Origin of the sequence: Streptomyces sp. NBC_00178 (genome assembly GCF_036206005.1) — a bacterium.
GTDB lineage: Bacteria > Actinomycetota > Actinomycetes > Streptomycetales > Streptomycetaceae > Streptomyces.
In genome coordinates this window covers 4,596,037-4,611,089 of sequence record NZ_CP108143.1, presented here as the reverse complement: position 1 = coordinate 4,611,089, position 15,053 = coordinate 4,596,037, and the positions used below count along the sequence as shown (strand labels likewise).

General features: G+C 72.3%; 15 protein-coding genes. 11 read left to right on the top strand and 4 right to left on the bottom strand.

Annotated elements, in window-relative coordinates; genetic code table 11:
- Positions 1–112: 112 nt before the first annotated feature.
- Positions 113–1,552: an NAD(P)H-quinone dehydrogenase gene (locus OHT61_RS20320; protein WP_329040195.1), complete on the bottom strand. Its 1,440-nt coding sequence runs from the start codon at positions 1,550–1,552 to the stop codon at positions 113–115.
- Positions 1,553–1,804: 252 nt separating this feature from the next.
- On the opposite strand from OHT61_RS20320, the gene OHT61_RS20315 reads away from it, so the two are divergent.
- The 3 genes from OHT61_RS20315 (at position 1,805) to OHT61_RS20305 (ending at position 4,922) form a co-directional block, all read left to right on the top strand.
- The gene (locus tag OHT61_RS20315) at positions 1,805–2,242 is read left to right on the top strand and encodes a gamma-glutamylcyclotransferase (RefSeq protein WP_329040194.1); all 438 of its coding nucleotides are present in this window, start codon (positions 1,805–1,807) and stop codon (positions 2,240–2,242) included.
- 104 nt (positions 2,243–2,346) lie between these two features.
- Positions 2,347–3,171 (top strand): purine-nucleoside phosphorylase, encoded by an 825-nt coding sequence (locus OHT61_RS20310; RefSeq protein ID WP_327115340.1) that lies wholly within the window; start codon positions 2,347–2,349, stop codon positions 3,169–3,171.
- Positions 3,172–3,281: 110 nt separating this feature from the next.
- The gene (locus OHT61_RS20305) at positions 3,282–4,922 is read left to right on the top strand and encodes a phospho-sugar mutase (protein WP_329040193.1); all 1,641 of its coding nucleotides are present in this window, start codon (positions 3,282–3,284) and stop codon (positions 4,920–4,922) included.
- 81 nt (positions 4,923–5,003) lie between these two features.
- Here the strand turns inward: OHT61_RS20305 and OHT61_RS20300 are convergent, their stop codons facing one another.
- Positions 5,004–5,642, bottom strand: a complete 639-nt coding sequence (locus OHT61_RS20300) for a PH domain-containing protein (RefSeq protein ID WP_329040192.1) — start codon at positions 5,640–5,642, stop codon at positions 5,004–5,006.
- 136 nt (positions 5,643–5,778) lie between these two features.
- On the opposite strand from OHT61_RS20300, the gene deoC reads away from it, so the two are divergent.
- The 3 genes from deoC to OHT61_RS20285 are packed head-to-tail and all read left to right on the top strand — an operon-like array spanning position 5,779 to position 9,081.
- Entirely contained in the window at positions 5,779–6,726 is a 948-nt protein-coding gene (deoC, locus tag OHT61_RS20295) for a deoxyribose-phosphate aldolase (RefSeq protein WP_329043335.1), read from the top strand.
- Positions 6,727–6,731: 5 nt separating this feature from the next.
- A complete protein-coding gene (locus OHT61_RS20290) occupies positions 6,732–8,168 on the top strand; it encodes an aldehyde dehydrogenase family protein (RefSeq protein WP_329040191.1) in 1,437 nt (478 codons plus the stop codon).
- Entirely contained in the window at positions 8,161–9,081 is a 921-nt protein-coding gene (locus OHT61_RS20285) for an aldehyde dehydrogenase family protein (protein ID WP_329040190.1), read from the top strand. Before OHT61_RS20290 ends, OHT61_RS20285 begins: the two co-directional genes overlap by 8 nt.
- Positions 9,082–9,143: 62 nt before the next feature.
- On the opposite strand, the gene OHT61_RS20280 is transcribed toward OHT61_RS20285, so the two are convergent.
- A complete protein-coding gene (locus tag OHT61_RS20280) occupies positions 9,144–9,569 on the bottom strand; it encodes a hypothetical protein (protein ID WP_329040189.1) in 426 nt (141 codons plus the stop codon).
- 63 nt (positions 9,570–9,632) lie between these two features.
- Between OHT61_RS20280 and OHT61_RS20275 the strand changes: the two genes are divergently transcribed.
- Positions 9,633–10,337 (top strand): uridine kinase, encoded by a 705-nt coding sequence (locus tag OHT61_RS20275; protein WP_329040188.1) that lies wholly within the window; start codon positions 9,633–9,635, stop codon positions 10,335–10,337.
- A 140-nt stretch (positions 10,338–10,477) separates the two neighbouring features.
- Here OHT61_RS20275 and OHT61_RS20270 read toward each other — a convergent pair whose 3' ends face one another.
- A complete protein-coding gene (locus tag OHT61_RS20270; protein WP_329040187.1) occupies positions 10,478–11,224 on the bottom strand; it encodes a SigE family RNA polymerase sigma factor in 747 nt (248 codons plus the stop codon).
- A 193-nt stretch (positions 11,225–11,417) separates the two neighbouring features.
- Between OHT61_RS20270 and afsQ1 the strand changes: the two genes are divergently transcribed.
- The 4 genes from afsQ1 (at position 11,418) to OHT61_RS20250 (ending at position 14,980) form a co-directional block, all read left to right on the top strand.
- Entirely contained in the window at positions 11,418–12,095 is a 678-nt protein-coding gene (gene afsQ1 / locus OHT61_RS20265) for a two-component system response regulator AfsQ1 (protein WP_015578482.1), read from the top strand.
- Positions 12,092–13,618, top strand: coding sequence for a HAMP domain-containing sensor histidine kinase (locus OHT61_RS20260; RefSeq protein ID WP_329040186.1), 1,527 nt, complete (start codon positions 12,092–12,094; stop codon positions 13,616–13,618). The genes afsQ1 and OHT61_RS20260 overlap by 4 nt, the downstream gene beginning before the upstream one ends.
- Positions 13,615–14,265, top strand: a complete 651-nt coding sequence (locus OHT61_RS20255; protein ID WP_329040185.1) for a hypothetical protein — start codon at positions 13,615–13,617, stop codon at positions 14,263–14,265. The genes OHT61_RS20260 and OHT61_RS20255 overlap by 4 nt, the downstream gene beginning before the upstream one ends.
- 139 nt (positions 14,266–14,404) lie before the next feature.
- Entirely contained in the window at positions 14,405–14,980 is a 576-nt protein-coding gene (locus OHT61_RS20250) for a VanZ family protein (protein WP_329040184.1), read from the top strand.
- The last annotated feature ends 73 nt before the right edge of the window (positions 14,981–15,053 follow it).

The following is a 15,053-nucleotide window of genomic DNA, read 5'->3' as shown; positions in this document are numbered from 1 at the left end:
GTAACCTGGCCGTACGTTGCTTTTCAGCAGTTTGCGCCGAATAAGAGAAGTTGTGCATGGACGAGGCCCCCTGGTGATATAGGGGGCCTCGTCTCGCGCGGAACGGTCCGTACTACGCCTCGCCGGCGGCCTTGCGGGTGTGCAACTGGCGCGCGACCTCGGCGATCGAGCCCGACAGGGACGGGTAGACGGTGAAGGCGTTCGCGATCTGCTCCACCGTCAGGTTGTTGTCGACCGCGAGCGAGATCGGGTGGATCAGCTCGCTGGCCCTCGGCGCGACCACGCAGCCGCCGACGACGATGCCGGTGCCCGGGCGGCAGAAGATCTTGACGAAGCCGTCCCTGATCCCCTGCATCTTGGCGCGCGGGTTGCGCAGCAGCGGCAGCTTCACGACACGGGCGTCGATCCTGCCCGCGTCGACGTCCGCCTGGCTGTAACCGACCGTGGCGATCTCGGGGTCGGTGAAGACGTTCGCGGACACCGTCTTGAGGTTCAGCGGCGCCACGGCGTCGCCGAGGAAGTGGTACATCGCGATCCGGCCCTGCATGGCGGCCACCGAGGCGAGCGCGAAGATCCCGGTGACGTCACCGGCCGCGTAGACGCCCGGGGCGCTGGTGCGGGAGACCCGGTCGGTGCGGATGTGCCCGGAGTCCTTCAGCTGCACCCCGGACTCCTCCAGGCCCATGCCCGCGGTGTTCGGGATCGCGCCGACGGCCATGAGGCAGTGGGTGCCGGAGATGACGCGGCCGTCGGCGAGCGTGACCTCGACCCGGTCGCCGACGCGCTTGGCGGACTGGGCGCGCGAGCGGGCCATGACGTTCATGCCGCGGCGCCGGAAGACGTCCTCCAGGACGGCCGCGGCGTCGGGATCCTCGCCCGGGAGCACCCGGTCGCGGGAGGAGACCAGGGTCACGCGCGAGCCGAGCGCCTGGTAGGCGCCGGCGAACTCGGCGCCGGTGACACCGGATCCGACCACGATGAGCTCCTCGGGGAGCTCGTCGAGGTCGTAGACCTGGGTCCAGTTCAGGATGCGCTCGCCGTCGGGCTGGGCGTCCGGGATCTCCCGGGGGTGGCCGCCCGTGGCGATCAGGACGGCGTCGGCGGTGAGCCGCTCCTCGGTCCCGTCGGCCGCGGTCACCACGACCTGCCGGGAGCCGTCGGACGCCTGGAGCCCTTCGAGCCTGCCGCGGCCGCGCATGACCCTGGCACCGGCACGGGTGACGGAGGCGGTGATGTCGTGGGACTGTGCGAGCGCGAGGCGCTTCACCCGCCGGTTGACCTTCCCGAGGTCGACACCGACCACCCGGGCCGCCTGCTCGATGTGCGGGGTGTCGTCCGCGACGATGATGCCGAGTTCCTCGTAGGAGGAGTCGAAGGTGGTCATCACCTCGGCCGTCGCGATCAGGGTCTTCGAGGGCACGCAGTCGGTGAGAACCGAAGCGCCGCCGAGGCCGTCGCAGTCGACGACGGTCACCTCCGCGCCGAGCTGGGCGCCCACCAGTGCAGCCTCGTAGCCGCCGGGGCCGCCGCCGATGATCACGATCCGGGTCACGAAAAGTCCGCCTCGCGTGGTGTCATCCCACGGCCGTCTGCCGCCCCGGCCGGGGGTCCGGGGGGCCGCCCCGGCGTCTGCAGTACGTAATTCATTGTCCCGCACGCGCCAAGCTGCTTCGCCCCGGGGCCCTCCATACGGGCGCGCGCCCGGTCGGGGCACGGTTCGCCGGTCGTCGCGGGACGCCCACCACGGACGGTCCCGCGCCCCGGGACCGGCGCAACGCGCGTCGCCTCCCGTACCCTCGACCCCATGTCGCTCTACGCCGCGTACGCCGGCAACCTCGACGCGCGGCTGATGACGCGCCGCGCACCGCACTCCCCGCTGCGCGGCACGGGCTGGCTCAACGGCTGGCGGCTGACGTTCGGTGGCGAGCAGATGGGCTGGGAGGGCGCGCTGGCCACGGTGGTGGAGGCGCCCCGGTCGCAGGTCTTCGTCGCGCTGTACGACCTGGCGCCCATGGACGAGGACTCCATGGACCGCTGGGAGGGCGTCGGCCTCGACGTCTACCGGCGCATGCGGGTGCGCGTCCACACGCTGGACGGCGACGAGCCCGCCTGGATGTACGTGCTCAACGGCTACGAGGGCGGGTTGCCCTCCGCCCGGTACCTGGGCGAGGTGGCGGACGCCGCAGAATCCGCCGGCGCACCCCACGACTACGTGATGAACCTGCGCAAGCACCCCTGCTGAACCCAGGCCCCGCACGGCTTCTGTACGAAGATACGAAGAGGTCCGGCCAGACTCTCCACGGGCGCATCTACGCGCGTAGGGAATGAGCGGTTACCCTCATCCGCGTGAACGCATCTGTTATTCCGGACCACATCCAGGGCGACCCACTCGCCGCCGCCGCCGACGCCGCCGCCCGCCTGCGCGAGCTGACCGGCGTCGAGACCCACGACGTCGCCCTCGTGATGGGCTCCGGGTGGGCCCCCGCCGGCGAGGCGCTCGGCGCCCCGGAGGCCGAGTTCCCCGTCACCGCGCTGCCGGGCTTCCCGGCCCCGGCCGTGGAGGGGCACGGCGGCACGATCCGCTCGTACCGGATCGGCGAGAAGCGCGTCCTGGTCTTCCTCGGCCGCACGCACTACTACGAGGGCCGCGGCGTCGCGGCCGTCGCGCACGGCGTGCGCACGGCCGTCGCGGCGGGCTGCGGGACCGTCGTCCTGACCAACGGCTGCGGAGGGCTCCGCGAGGGCATGCGCCCCGGCCAGCCGGTCCTCATCAGCGACCACATCAACCTCACGGCGGCCTCGCCGATCGTGGGCGCGAACTTCGTCGACCTGACCGACCTGTACTCGCCGCGGCTGCGCGCCCTGTGCAAGGAGATCGACGACACGCTCGAGGAGGGCGTGTACGTGCAGTTCCCCGGCCCGCACTACGAGACCCCGGCCGAGATCGGCATGGTCCGGGTCATGGGCGGCGACCTCGTCGGCATGTCCACGGTCCTGGAGGCCATCGCCGCACGTGAGGCCGGTGCCGAGGTGCTGGGCATCTCCCTGGTCACCAACCTGGCGGCGGGCCTGAGCGGCGAACCCCTCAACCACGAGGAGGTCCTCCAGGCCGGCCGCGACTCCGCCACCCGGATGGGCGCCCTGCTGGCGCGGGTGCTCGACCGCATCTGACCGCCCCGCGGCCCGGCAGAATCAGCCCTCCGGCGACCGGGGCACGGGCCGGGCCGGAGCCCGGCCCCGGTCCCGCCCCCACACCACCGCACCGCAGAAAGGCGGACACCGTGCAGCAGGACCTCATCGCGCGGGCCAGGACCTGGCTCGCCGAGGACCCGGACCCCGAGACCCGCGCGGAGCTCGCCGGGCTGATCGAGGCCGGTGACCTCCCCGCGCTCGCCGACCGCTTCGCGGGCACGCTCCAGTTCGGCACGGCGGGCCTGCGGGGCGAGATCGGCGCGGGCCCGATGCGCATGAACCGCTCCGTCGTCATCCGCGCCGCCGCGGGCCTCGCCGCCTATCTGAAGGCGCAGGGGCAGTCCGGCGGACTCGTGGTCATCGGGTACGACGCCCGCTACAAGTCCGCCGACTTCGCGCGGGACACCGCCGCCGTGATGACCGGAGCGGGCCTGCGCGCGGCGGTGCTCCCCCGCCCGCTGCCCACCCCGGTCCTCGCGTACGCCATACGGCACCTGGGGGCCGTCGCGGGTGTGGAGGTCACGGCCAGCCACAACCCGCCCCGCGACAACGGCTACAAGGTCTACCTGGGCGACGGCTCGCAGATCGTGCCCCCGGCCGACGTGGAGATCGCCGCCGCGATCGAGGCGGTCGGCCCGCTCGACGGCGTGCCGCGCCCGGAGTCCGGCTGGGAGATCCTCGGCGACGAGGTCCTCGCGGCCTACCTCGCCCGCACGGACGCGGTCCTCAGCCCGGGATCACCGCGGACCGCCCGGACCGTCTACACCGCGATGCACGGCGTCGGCGCGTCCGTCCTGACCGCGGCCTTCGCACGGGCCGGGTTCCCCGAGCCGGTGCTGGTCGCCGAGCAGGCCGAGCCCGATCCGGCGTTCCCCACCGTCGCCTTCCCCAACCCGGAAGAGCCCGGCGCGATGGACCTGGCCTTCGCCACCGCCCGCACGGCCGGGCCGGACATCGTCATCGCCAACGACCCGGACGCCGACCGCTGCGCCGTCGCCGTGCCGGACGCCTCCGTCGGGGGCGGCTGGCGGATGCTGCGGGGCGACGAGGTGGGAGCGCTGCTCGCCGCACACCTGGTGGACCGGGGCGTCACGGGTGTGTTCGCCGAGTCGATCGTGTCCTCGTCGCTGCTGGGCCGCATCGCCGAGAAGGCCGGGCTCGGCTACGAGGAGACCCTGACGGGCTTCAAGTGGATCGCCCGGGTCGACGGCCTGCGGTACGGCTACGAGGAGGCGCTCGGTTACTGCGTGGACCCTGACGGGGTGCGCGACAAGGACGGCATCACGGCCGCCCTGCTGATCACCGAACTGGCCTCCGCGCTCAAGGAGAAGGGCCGCACCCTCCTCGACCTGCTGGACGACCTGGCCCTGGAGCACGGGCTGCACGCCACGGACCAGCTGTCGGTCCGGGTCGAGGACCTGTCGGTCATCGCGGACGCCATGCGGCGGCTGCGGGAGAACCCCCCGGCCGAACTGGCGGGCCTGCCCGTCGTCTCGGCCGAGGACCTGTCTCTCGGCACCGAGGCTCTGCCGCCCACCGACGGCCTGCGCTACCGCCTGACGGGCGCCCGGGTCATCGTCCGCCCGAGCGGCACCGAGCCCAAGCTCAAGTGCTACCTGGAGGTCGTCGTCCCGGTCGGCTCCGCCGGTGAACTCCCCTCGGCCGGTGCGAAGGCCGCGGGACTCCTGGCCGCCGTCAAGCGCGACCTGGCGGCCGCGGCCGGCATCTGAGCGGACGTGTGCGGGAGGCGGCCCCGGCACAGGGGCCGCCTCGCGTGGACGACGGCCGGCGGGCGCGACGCCCGCTCCCCGTCAGCCGACCGCGAACAGGACCACGAGCAGCACCAGGCCGACCGCGGCCGGGGCGATCACCTCGTACGCCCAGCGCACCGACGCGGTCGTCGTGGGCTTCTCCGGGCGGGCGGCGGCACGCTCGGCGAGCTCCCGCAGGTCGCCCACCGTCTGGTCCGCCGCGGCGGTGCGCGCCTGGGAGTCGCGGACGTCGGCGTGCACGGACGTGCGGCCGTAGGGGTCGTCGTGCGCCCGCTGGGAGGCCTTCCTGGCGGCCCGCTTGCGCTCGCGCAGCGAGACCGGCACGGCCCACAGCTGATACTTCGCCCCGTCGTGGGTGAAGATCTCGCTGGAGTAGGTGGCGCGTAGCGTGGAGACGTCGGTCCACGGCACCACGATCGTGCGGAACGGGTTGCGGATGTGGATCCGCTCGACGTCGGCGAACACCGCGGGCCTCAGGGTGAACGCGATGATCAGCGGGACCACGGTCAGCAGGGCGGCCAGTGCCAGCCAGGGCACCCACCCCTTGCCCTGGGCCACCGCGTCCCCGCCGATCCAGCCGGCCAGCAGGATCAGCAGCACGCCGCCGACGATGCCGGCGCCCGACCGGTAGGTCCGGTCGGCGTGGGCGGGCTCGGTGGAGGGTGTGGGGCTCGTCATGCTTCCGATTCTGCCTGAAGCGGCGGGGCAGGTGCGGCCCGGCCTCGCGGGGTTCGCGGGAGGGGTCGCGTGAGGAGCGGAACGGGGACGGCCCTGTACATGTCGCTACGCGCGTAGATATGCTGGTGTGGTGACCATGCCCACCACTGCTCCAGCATTCGCCGACGCGACGGCGTCCGACAGTGCGCTGCGCCGCTTCCTGCACGGGCTGCCCGGCGTCGACACCGTCGGCCTCGAAGCGCGCGCCGCGTCCCTCGGCACCCGATCGATCAAGACGACCGCCAAGGCGTACGCGATCGATCTCGCCATCTCGATGATCGACCTGACGACGCTGGAAGGCGCGGACACCCCGGGCAAGGTCCGGGCGCTCGCCGCCAAGGCCGTCAACCCCGACCCGACCGACCGCACGACCCCGCGCACCGCGGCGGTCTGCGTCTACCCCGACATGGCGGCGACCGCCGTCGCCGCGCTGGCGGGTTCCGGGGTGAAGGTGGCGTCCGTGGCGACCGCCTTCCCCGCCGGCCGCGCCGCGCTCGACGTCAAGCTCGCGGACGTCCGCGACGCCGTGGCGGCGGGGGCCGACGAGATCGACATGGTGATCGACCGGGGCGCGTTCCTCTCCGGCCGGTACCTCAAGGTGTACGAGGAGATCGTCGCCGTGAAGGCCGAGTGCGGCCAGGCGCGGCTCAAGGTGATCTTCGAGACCGGCGAGCTGTCGACGTACGACAACATCCGGCGGGCCTCCTGGCTCGGGATGCTGGCGGGTGCGGACTTCATCAAGACGTCGACGGGCAAGGTCGGCACGAACGCGACGCCGGCGAACACCCTGCTGATGCTGGAGGCCGTGCGCGACTTCCGGCAGCAGACGGGCGTGCAGATCGGCGTGAAGCCCGCGGGCGGCATCCGCACCACGAAGGACGCCGTCAAGTTCCTGGTCCTGGTCAACGAGACCGTGGGCGAGGACTGGCTGGACAACCACTGGTTCCGCTTCGGCGCCTCCAGCCTGCTGAACGACCTGCTGATGCAGCGCCAGAAGCTCAGCACCGGCCGTTACTCCGGCCCCGATTACGTGACGGTGGACTGATCCCCATGGCATCTGCATTCGAGTACGCCCCGGCTCCGGAGTCCCGCTCCGTCGTCGACATTGCCCCCTCGTACGGCCTGTTCATCGACGGTGAGTTCACCGAGGCCGCCGACGGCAAGGTCTTCAAGACGGTCAGCCCGTCGTCCGAGGAGGTGCTGTCCGAGGTCGCGCGGGCCGGCTCCGAGGACGTCGACCGGGCCGTGAAGGCCGCCCGCAAGGCGTTCGAGAAGTGGTCGGCGCTGCCCGGCTCCGAGCGCGCCAAGTACCTGTTCCGGATCGCCAGGATCATCCAGGAGCGCTCCCGGGAGCTCGCCGTCCTGGAGACCCTGGACAACGGCAAGCCGATCAAGGAGACCCGCGACGCGGACCTCCCGCTCGTCGCCGCGCACTTCTTCTACTACGCGGGCTGGGCCGACAAGCTGGACCACGCGGGCTACGGGGCGAACCCCCGGCCGCTCGGGGTGGCCGGCCAGATCATCCCGTGGAACTTCCCGCTGCTGATGCTGGCCTGGAAGATCGCCCCGGCGCTCGCCACCGGCAACACCGTGGTGCTCAAGCCCGCCGAGACGACCCCGCTGTCCGCCCTGTTCTTCGCGGACATCTGCCGCCAGGCGGGCCTGCCCAAGGGCGTCGTCAACATCCTGACGGGTTACGGCGACGCGGGCGAGGCACTCGTCTCGCACCCCGACGTGAACAAGATCGCCTTCACCGGCTCCACCGCGGTCGGCAAGGCCATCGCCCGGCAGATCGCCGGAACCGGCAAGAAGGCCACGCTCGAACTGGGCGGCAAGGGCGCGAACATCGTCTTCGACGACGCTCCGGTCGACCAGGCCGTCGAGGGCATCGTCACCGGGATCTTCTTCAACCAGGGCCAGGTCTGCTGCGCGGGCTCGCGGCTGCTGGTCCAGGAGTCGGTCCAGGACGAGGTGCTGGACGCCCTGAAGCGCAGGCTGTCCACGCTGCGGCTCGGCGACCCGCTGGACAAGAACACCGACATCGGCGCGATCAACTCCGCCGAGCAGCTCGCGCGGATCACCGCCCTGGTGGAGACCGGCGAGGCGGAGGGCGCGGAGCGCTGGTCGGCTCCCTGTGAGCTCCCGTCGTCGGGCTACTGGTTCGCCCCGACGCTCTTCACCAACGTCACCCAGGCGCACACCGTGGCCCGTGACGAGATCTTCGGCCCGGTGCTGTCCGTCCTGTCGTTCCGCACCCCGGACGAGGCGGTCGCCAAGGCGAACAACAGCCAGTACGGCCTGTCGGCCGGCCTCTGGACGGAGAAGGGCTCCCGCATCCTCGCGGTGGCGAACAAGCTCCGCGCGGGCGTCGTCTGGGCCAACACGTTCAACAAGTTCGACCCGACCTCGCCGTTCGGCGGATACAAGGAGTCGGGCTTCGGCCGCGAGGGCGGCCGTCACGGTCTGGAGGCCTACCTCGATGTCTGACGGGCGACTGAGCGTCTTCAAGACCTACAAGCTGTACGTCGGGGGCAAGTTCCCCCGCTCCGAGAGCGGCCGGGTGTACGAGGTGACGGCGAAGAAATCAGCCAGTGCCGCGGCGGACCGGGGCAAGTGGCTCGCGAACGCGCCGCTGTCCTCCCGCAAGGACGCCCGTGACGCGGTCGTCGCCGCGCGCAAGGCGTTCGGCGGCTGGTCGGGCGCGACGGCGTACAACCGCGGCCAGGTCCTCTACCGCGTCGCGGAGATGCTGGAGGGGCGCCGGGACCAGTTCGTGCGCGAGGTCGCCGACGCGGAGGGGCTGTCGAAGTCCAAGGCCGCTGCCGTCGTCGACGCTGCGGTCGACCGCTGGGTCTGGTACGCGGGCTGGACCGACAAGATCGGCCAGATCGTGGGCGGGGCGAACCCGGTGGCGGGCCCGTTCTTCAACCTCTCCACCCCGGAGCCGACGGGCGTGGTCGCCGTCCTGGCACCGCAGGAGTCGTCCTTCCTCGGCCTGGTGTCGGTGATCGCCCCGGTGATCGCCACCGGGAACACCGCGGTCGTCGTCGCCTCGGCGGACGCCCCCCTGCCCGCGCTCTCCCTCGGCGAGGTGCTGGCCACCTCCGACGTGCCGGGCGGCGTGGTGAACATCCTGTCCGGGCGGACGGCCGAGCTCGCGGCTCCGCTGGCGTCCCACCAGGACGTCAACGCCATCGACCTCACCGGCGCCGGCGCCGAGCTGGCGACGGAGCTGGAGATCGCCGCGGCGGACAACCTGAAGCGCGTCGTGCGTCCACAGGCTGTGGACGGGGCGGACTGGTCGGCCGATCCCGGCACCCACCGCCTCACGGCGTTCCTGGAGACCAAGACGGTCTGGCACCCGACGGGCGCCCTGGGGACCTCCGGCTCCTCGTACTGACCCGTCCGGACGCGTGTGCGGGGCCGCCCCCGAGCGGTCCCGCACACGCGTCCACGGCCGTGTCAGCCGGTGATCAGACCGGTCACCTGGCCGATCACGGGCAGGTCGCCCAGCGCCGCCCCGCTGGTCAGCGGGTCGGTGACGAGGGCCGTGGTCACCGGCTTGAAGTCGGCGATCTGGGTACCCACCGCGTTGTCCAGCGGATCCACCCCCGTCCCGGCGAGCGGATCCAGCTGCAGGTCGGTGATGGGCTTGACGGCCCCCGCGAGCCCGTAGCCGAGAGCGCTGGTCACCGCGGGCGACGCCGCCTCACCGATCGCCCCCAGGGTGCTGTCCGCGGAGTCCGCGCCGGTGGCGGGCGCGGCGGGCAGCACGGCGGCCTGGGCCGCCGTGCCTCCCGCGCCGAGCGCCGCACCCAGTGCGGTGAGGGTCAGACCGGCCCGCAGCAGAGCGCGGTGCCGGGGCTTGGACAGTGCGTGACGTGCCATGTTTTCCCACCTGATCGGGACGTGTTGAGTAATCATCCGTGCGCGCAGAGTAGTTGAGGTGTGATGCTCGATACCAACAGGACCTCCGGGGGATCCCCTACGCGGGTCAATGCCTCACACTTCTGTTCTGTGAGTTCCCAACCGATCCCCACTCGCGTCGTGCTGCTCGCCGGTCCTTCCGGCTCCGGCAAGTCGTCCCTGGCCGCCCGCAGCGGTCTGCCCGTGCTGCGCCTGGACGACTTCTACAAGGAGGGAAACGACCCGACACTGCCCCGGGTCACCGGCAGCACCGACATCGACTGGGACTCGGCGCTGTCCTGGGACGCGGACGCGGCGGTCGCGGCCGTCGCCGAGCTGTGCCGGACGGGGCGCACGGACGTGCCGCTGTACGACATCGCCACGAGTTCGCGGGTCGGCCGGGAGACGCTCGACATCGAACGCACGCCCCTGTTCGTCGCCGAGGGGATCTTCGCCGCCGACATAGTCGGGCGCTGCCAGGAGCTCGGCCTGCTGGCCGACGCCCTGTGCCTGCGCGGCCGTCCGTCCACGACGTTCCGCCGGAGGCTGCTCAGGGACCTGCGGGAGGGGCGCAAGTCCGTGCCGTTCCTGCTGCGGCGCGGGTGGCGGCTGATGCGGGCCGAGCGGCGCATCGTGGCCCGCCAGACCGCGCTGGGCGCGTACCCCTGTGCCAAGCAGGAGGCGCTGGGCCGGCTGGCCGCCGCGGCGGCGGGCCGCTGCCTCGCTCCCCGGAGCCGGGTACCGAACTGAGCGGTGCCGCCGGGCAGTCGCGGAACACGACGGCGGGGGCGGACAGGACCCCCCGGCCCGTCCGCCCCCGCTGTGTTCCACCCCCGTACCGCCGCTCCCCCCGGAGCCGCGGCGTTCCTCCCCCGTTCCCCCCGTAGACCTCAGGCCACCAGCTCGCCGAAGGACTCCTCCTCGTCACGGCCGAAGCTGAGGACGTCGTCCTCGCGCAGCCGGCGGAGCGACCGCCAGATGCTCGACTTCACCGTGCCGACACTGATGTCGAGTATCGACGCGATCTCCGGGTCCGTGCGGCCCTCGTAGTAGCGGAGGACCAGCATCGTGCGCTGGAGTTCGGGCAGCCGCGCCAGCGCCTGCCAGAGCACGGCGCGCAGTTCCGTGCCCCGCATCGCGTCCGTGTCGCCCACCGTCTCCGGCAGCTCCTCGGTCGGGTACTCGTTGAGCTTGCGCCTGCGCCATGCGCTGATGTGCAGGTTGGTCATGGTCCGGCGCAGGTATCCGCCGACCGCGGCCTTGTCGCTGATCCTGTCCCAGGCGCGGTACGTCGAGAAGAGGGCGCTCTGCAGCAGGTCCTCGGCCTCGAACCGGTCGCCGGTCAGGTGGTAGGCGGTCGCGTACAGGGAGGCGCGGCGCTCCTGGACGTAGGCCGTGAACGCCGCTTCGGCGCTCTCGGCCTGCGCCGGGACCTTCCGCTCCCCCGAGCCCTCCCCGTACGCCCTTCCCCCGTTTTCCCCCGTGGACGCGTCAACCATCGTCAGGTACGACGAGTGCTGACGACCGGCGTTCCGGTAACACCCCCGTGCTCCGGTGCCGGACTTCTCCGGGCTCTTGCCGACGTCGTGGAGGCGCGTGACAACTGCGCTTGAGGTGGTGCTGTGCAGTGCGTTCATCTGGCGCCCCCCATCGGTGGAGTCCGTTCGTTCCGTGTGTCATCGAGCTTGCCGGGGCAGTTTCATGGCGCTGTCCCCCGACTGTCACAGGGCTGTCACAGGGCTCCCGTGCCCCTCACGGCGGGGAGCGGGCCGGGGATCAAGTCGGGGGGATTGTCGAAAGGTGGCAGCACCATGGGCCAGAATGGCCCCCGTGCCTTTCCTGTTGCTGATCGAGGACGACGACGCCATCCGCACGGCCCTCGAACTCTCGCTGTCTCGCCAGGGCCACCGTGTGGCCACCGCGGCGACGGGAGAGGACGGCCTGGAGCTGCTCCGGGAGCAGCGGCCGGACCTGGTCGTGCTGGACGTGATGCTGCCCGGGATCGACGGTTTCGAGGTGTGCCGGCGCATCCGGCGCACCGACCAGCTGCCGATCATCCTGCTGACCGCGCGCAGCGACGACATCGACGTCGTGGTGGGACTGGAGTCCGGCGCGGACGACTACGTGGTGAAGCCCGTGCAGGGCCGGGTGCTCGACGCCCGTATCCGCGCGGTCCTGCGGCGCGGCGAGCGCGAGTCGACGGACTCGGCGACGTTCGGCAGCGTCGTCATCGACCGTTCGGCGATGACGGTCACCAAGAACGGGGAGGACCTGCAGCTCACGCCGACCGAGCTGCGTCTCCTGCTCGAACTGAGCCGCAGGCCCGGACAGGCCCTGTCTCGGCAGCAGTTGCTGCGCCTGGTGTGGGAGCACGACTACCTCGGTGACTCGCGGCTGGTGGACGCCTGCGTGCAGCGGCTGCGGGCGAAGGTGGAGGACGTGCCCTCGTCGCCCACCCTGATCCGCACGGTGCGCGGCGTCGGCTACCGGCTGGACTCGCCTCAGTGAGCGATTCCGCGAAACGTTCCGTACTCGCGGGTCTTCGCTGGACCAGCCTGAGGCTGCGGCTGCTGATCGTGTTCGCGCTGGTGGCCCTGACGGCCGCGGTGTCCGCTTCCGGCATCGCGTACTGGCTCAACCGCGAGGCCGTGCTGACCCGCACCCAGGACTCGGCGCTGGGCGACTTCCGCCGCCAGATGCAGAACCAGGCCGCGTCGCTGCCGCTGGAGCCGCCGGCGGAGGACCTCCGCGACGCCGCAGAGCAGATGGCGAGCAGCGGCCCGGGCTACCACGTGCTGCTCGTCGGCACGCGCGACGGCAAGCCGGTGACCGGGTCGTCCGACATCGACTCCTTCACCAAGGTCGACGTGCCCGCGTCGCTGCAGAAGCAGGTCAACAAGAAGCAGCCGCTGACGTCGAGCAACACCTACGAGTACCACCTGTTCTGGCAGCGTACGACGATGGGCGGCACTCCCTACCTGGTGGCCGGGACGAAGATCATCGGTGGTGGACCGGCCGGTTACATGCTGAAGTCCCTCGACCAGGAGCGCGAGGACCTCAGCTCGCTCGCCTGGTCGCTGGGCATCGCCACGGCTTTGGCCCTCGTGGGATCGGCCCTCCTCGCGCAGGCGTCCGCGACGACCGTGCTGCGGCCGGTGCAGCGGCTCGGCGACGCGGCCCGCAAGCTCGGCGAGGGGAAGCTCGACACCCGTCTCGTGGTCTCCGGAACCGACGAACTCGCCGATCTCTCCCACACGTTCAACAAGGCGGCGAGCTCCCTGGAGAAGAAGGTCGCCGACATGAGCGCGCGGGAGGAGTCGAGCCGCAGGTTCGTCGCCGACATGTCGCACGAGCTGCGTACGCCCCTCACGGCGATCACCGCGGTCGCCGAGGTGCTGGAGGACGAGGCGGACAGCCTCGACCCGATGATCGCCCCGGCCGTGCACCTGGTGGTGAGCGAGACCCGGCGGCTGAACGACCTGGTCGAGAACCTCATGGAGGTCACGCGCTTCGACGCGGGCACGGCCCGCCTCGTCCTCGACACCGTCGACGTCGCCGACCAGGTGACCGCGTGCATCGACGCCCGCGCCTGGCTGGACGCGGTCGATCTGGACGCGGAGCGCGGCATCATGGTGCGGCTGGATCCGCGGCGGCTCGACGTGATCCTGGCGAACCTGGTCGGCAACGCGCTCAAGCACGGCGGCTCGCCGGTGCGGGTGTCGGTGCGGACCGACGACGACGAGCTGGTCATCGAGGTGCGCGACCACGGCCCGGGCATCCCGGAAGACGTGCTGCCCCACGTGTTCGACCGTTTCTACAAGGCGAGTGCCTCCCGGCCGCGCTCCGAGGGCAGCGGTCTCGGTCTGTCCATCGCGGTGGAGAACGCGCACATCCACGGTGGCGACATCACGGCCTCGAACCTCCCGGACGGTGAGGGAGCGATGTTCGTGCTGCGTCTCCCGCGCGACGCCGAAGGACTGACGGGCCTGCCGGGCGACGACGACCGGGACGAGAAGGGCGACGCCAAGTGACGTGCAGCGAGCGGGCGCATGCGCCGCGGAGGGGCCGTCCGACGGGCGGCCGGCGCCGGGCCGCGGCCGCCCTGGCCGTCGCCGTGGCGTGCGCGGCCCTGGCCTCGGGCTGCGGGATCCGCGCCACCTCGGTGCCGGTCGACGCGGGCGCGGCTCCGTCGCGGATGCCGTGCCGCACCGCCGCGTCCGGTGCCTCCGCGCCGCCGCCGGGAAGCGTCTCGCTGCGGATCCACCTGCTCTGCGCCTCGCAGCTCGCGACGGTCGAGCGCACGGTCGCGCTCGACGAGTCACGGTCCGACCGGCTCCAGATCGCCCAGGCCCTGCTCGGCGAGCTGGAGCGCGAGCCCTCGGCGGACGAGCGTCGGGCGGGGTTCTCCAGCGACGTCCCGGTGGGACTGCGCGCCGCCGGGGCCCGCAAGGGCGACCCGGAGGGCACGCTGCGCCTCAGTGAGCAGCCGGAGGACCTGCCGTCCGAGGCCCTCGCCCAGGTGGTCTGCACGTTCACGGAGAGCGACGGCATCGGATCGGGCGGCTCCGTGCTGCTCGGCGGACCGGGGAACTACGCCCCGCGCGGCTATCTGTGCACCTCGGACACGAAGGCCCGCCCCGCCGAGGTACCCACGCTGGGCGCGGCCGGGCGGCCCTGAGCCCGCCCCGCCGGTGGTGCCGGGCCCGCCGGACCGGCCGTGGAACCCGCGCCGCCCCGCCGGACGGGATGCCCGTGGTGCCCGTCACAGGGCCTTCACGGACGGAGGCGGAACCGATCCTGCCGCTCGTGGCGTCTCGGTGTACGTGCGTCACAGTTCGGACGGCCGGGCCGTCATCCGCTTCCGCGCGGCGGGGGTCTTCCTCCTCCTCGCGCACCTTCTGTTCGTCGGCTGGCTGACGCTGCGCCCGCTGGACGTGCCCTGGGTGACGGCGGCGAACCTCCATCCCTTCGCCGGGATCAGGGCGGACCTGGCCATGGGACCTGCCGAGGCCGCGCGCCGCATCGGCAAGGGACTCCTGCTGCTCGCGCCGCTGGGCGTCCTGCTGCCGATGGCGGGCGGGCGGCTGCTGGTGTCCCCGTGGGCGTCGCTGGCCCGTACCGTCGCCGCCGGCGCGCTGATCTCCATGGCGATCGAGCTGGGGCAGACGGGGGTGCCGGGACAGGTCGTCGACGTCGACTCGCTGCTGCTGAACACCGCCGGGGTCGCGCTGGCCCACCTGCTCGTCGTCCCGCTGTGCCGGGCGCGGCTGCGCCGGGGCAACCGGGCGGGCGCCGGGGACCTGTCCCGGATCGGGAACGGCACCCGGACCTTCCGGAGCGAGGCCCCTCAGGGATCGACCCCGACGATTACCGGGGTCGGGATCGCCCCGTAGAGCGACGCTTCGTACCCCTGGACGGAGTCACCATGGAGGTACCGGGAGCGCGACGGCGCAGCTCCCCGAACGG

Coding starts and splice junctions, on each gene's coding strand:
- OHT61_RS20315 (WP_329040194.1), top strand. CDS start 1,805: ATGTCGCTCTACGCCGCGTACGCCGGCAACCTCGACGCGCGGCTGATG.
- OHT61_RS20300 (WP_329040192.1), bottom strand. CDS start 5,642: ATGACGAGCCCCACACCCTCCACCGAGCCCGCCCACGCCGACCGGACC.
- deoC (WP_329043335.1), top strand. CDS start 5,779: ATGCCCACCACTGCTCCAGCATTCGCCGACGCGACGGCGTCCGACAGT.
- OHT61_RS20290 (WP_329040191.1), top strand. CDS start 6,732: ATGGCATCTGCATTCGAGTACGCCCCGGCTCCGGAGTCCCGCTCCGTC.
- OHT61_RS20285 (WP_329040190.1), top strand. CDS start 8,161: ATGTCTGACGGGCGACTGAGCGTCTTCAAGACCTACAAGCTGTACGTC.
- OHT61_RS20280 (WP_329040189.1), bottom strand. CDS start 9,569: ATGGCACGTCACGCACTGTCCAAGCCCCGGCACCGCGCTCTGCTGCGG.
- OHT61_RS20275 (WP_329040188.1), top strand. CDS start 9,633: ATGCTCGATACCAACAGGACCTCCGGGGGATCCCCTACGCGGGTCAAT.
- OHT61_RS20270 (WP_329040187.1), bottom strand. CDS start 11,224: ATGAACGCACTGCACAGCACCACCTCAAGCGCAGTTGTCACGCGCCTC.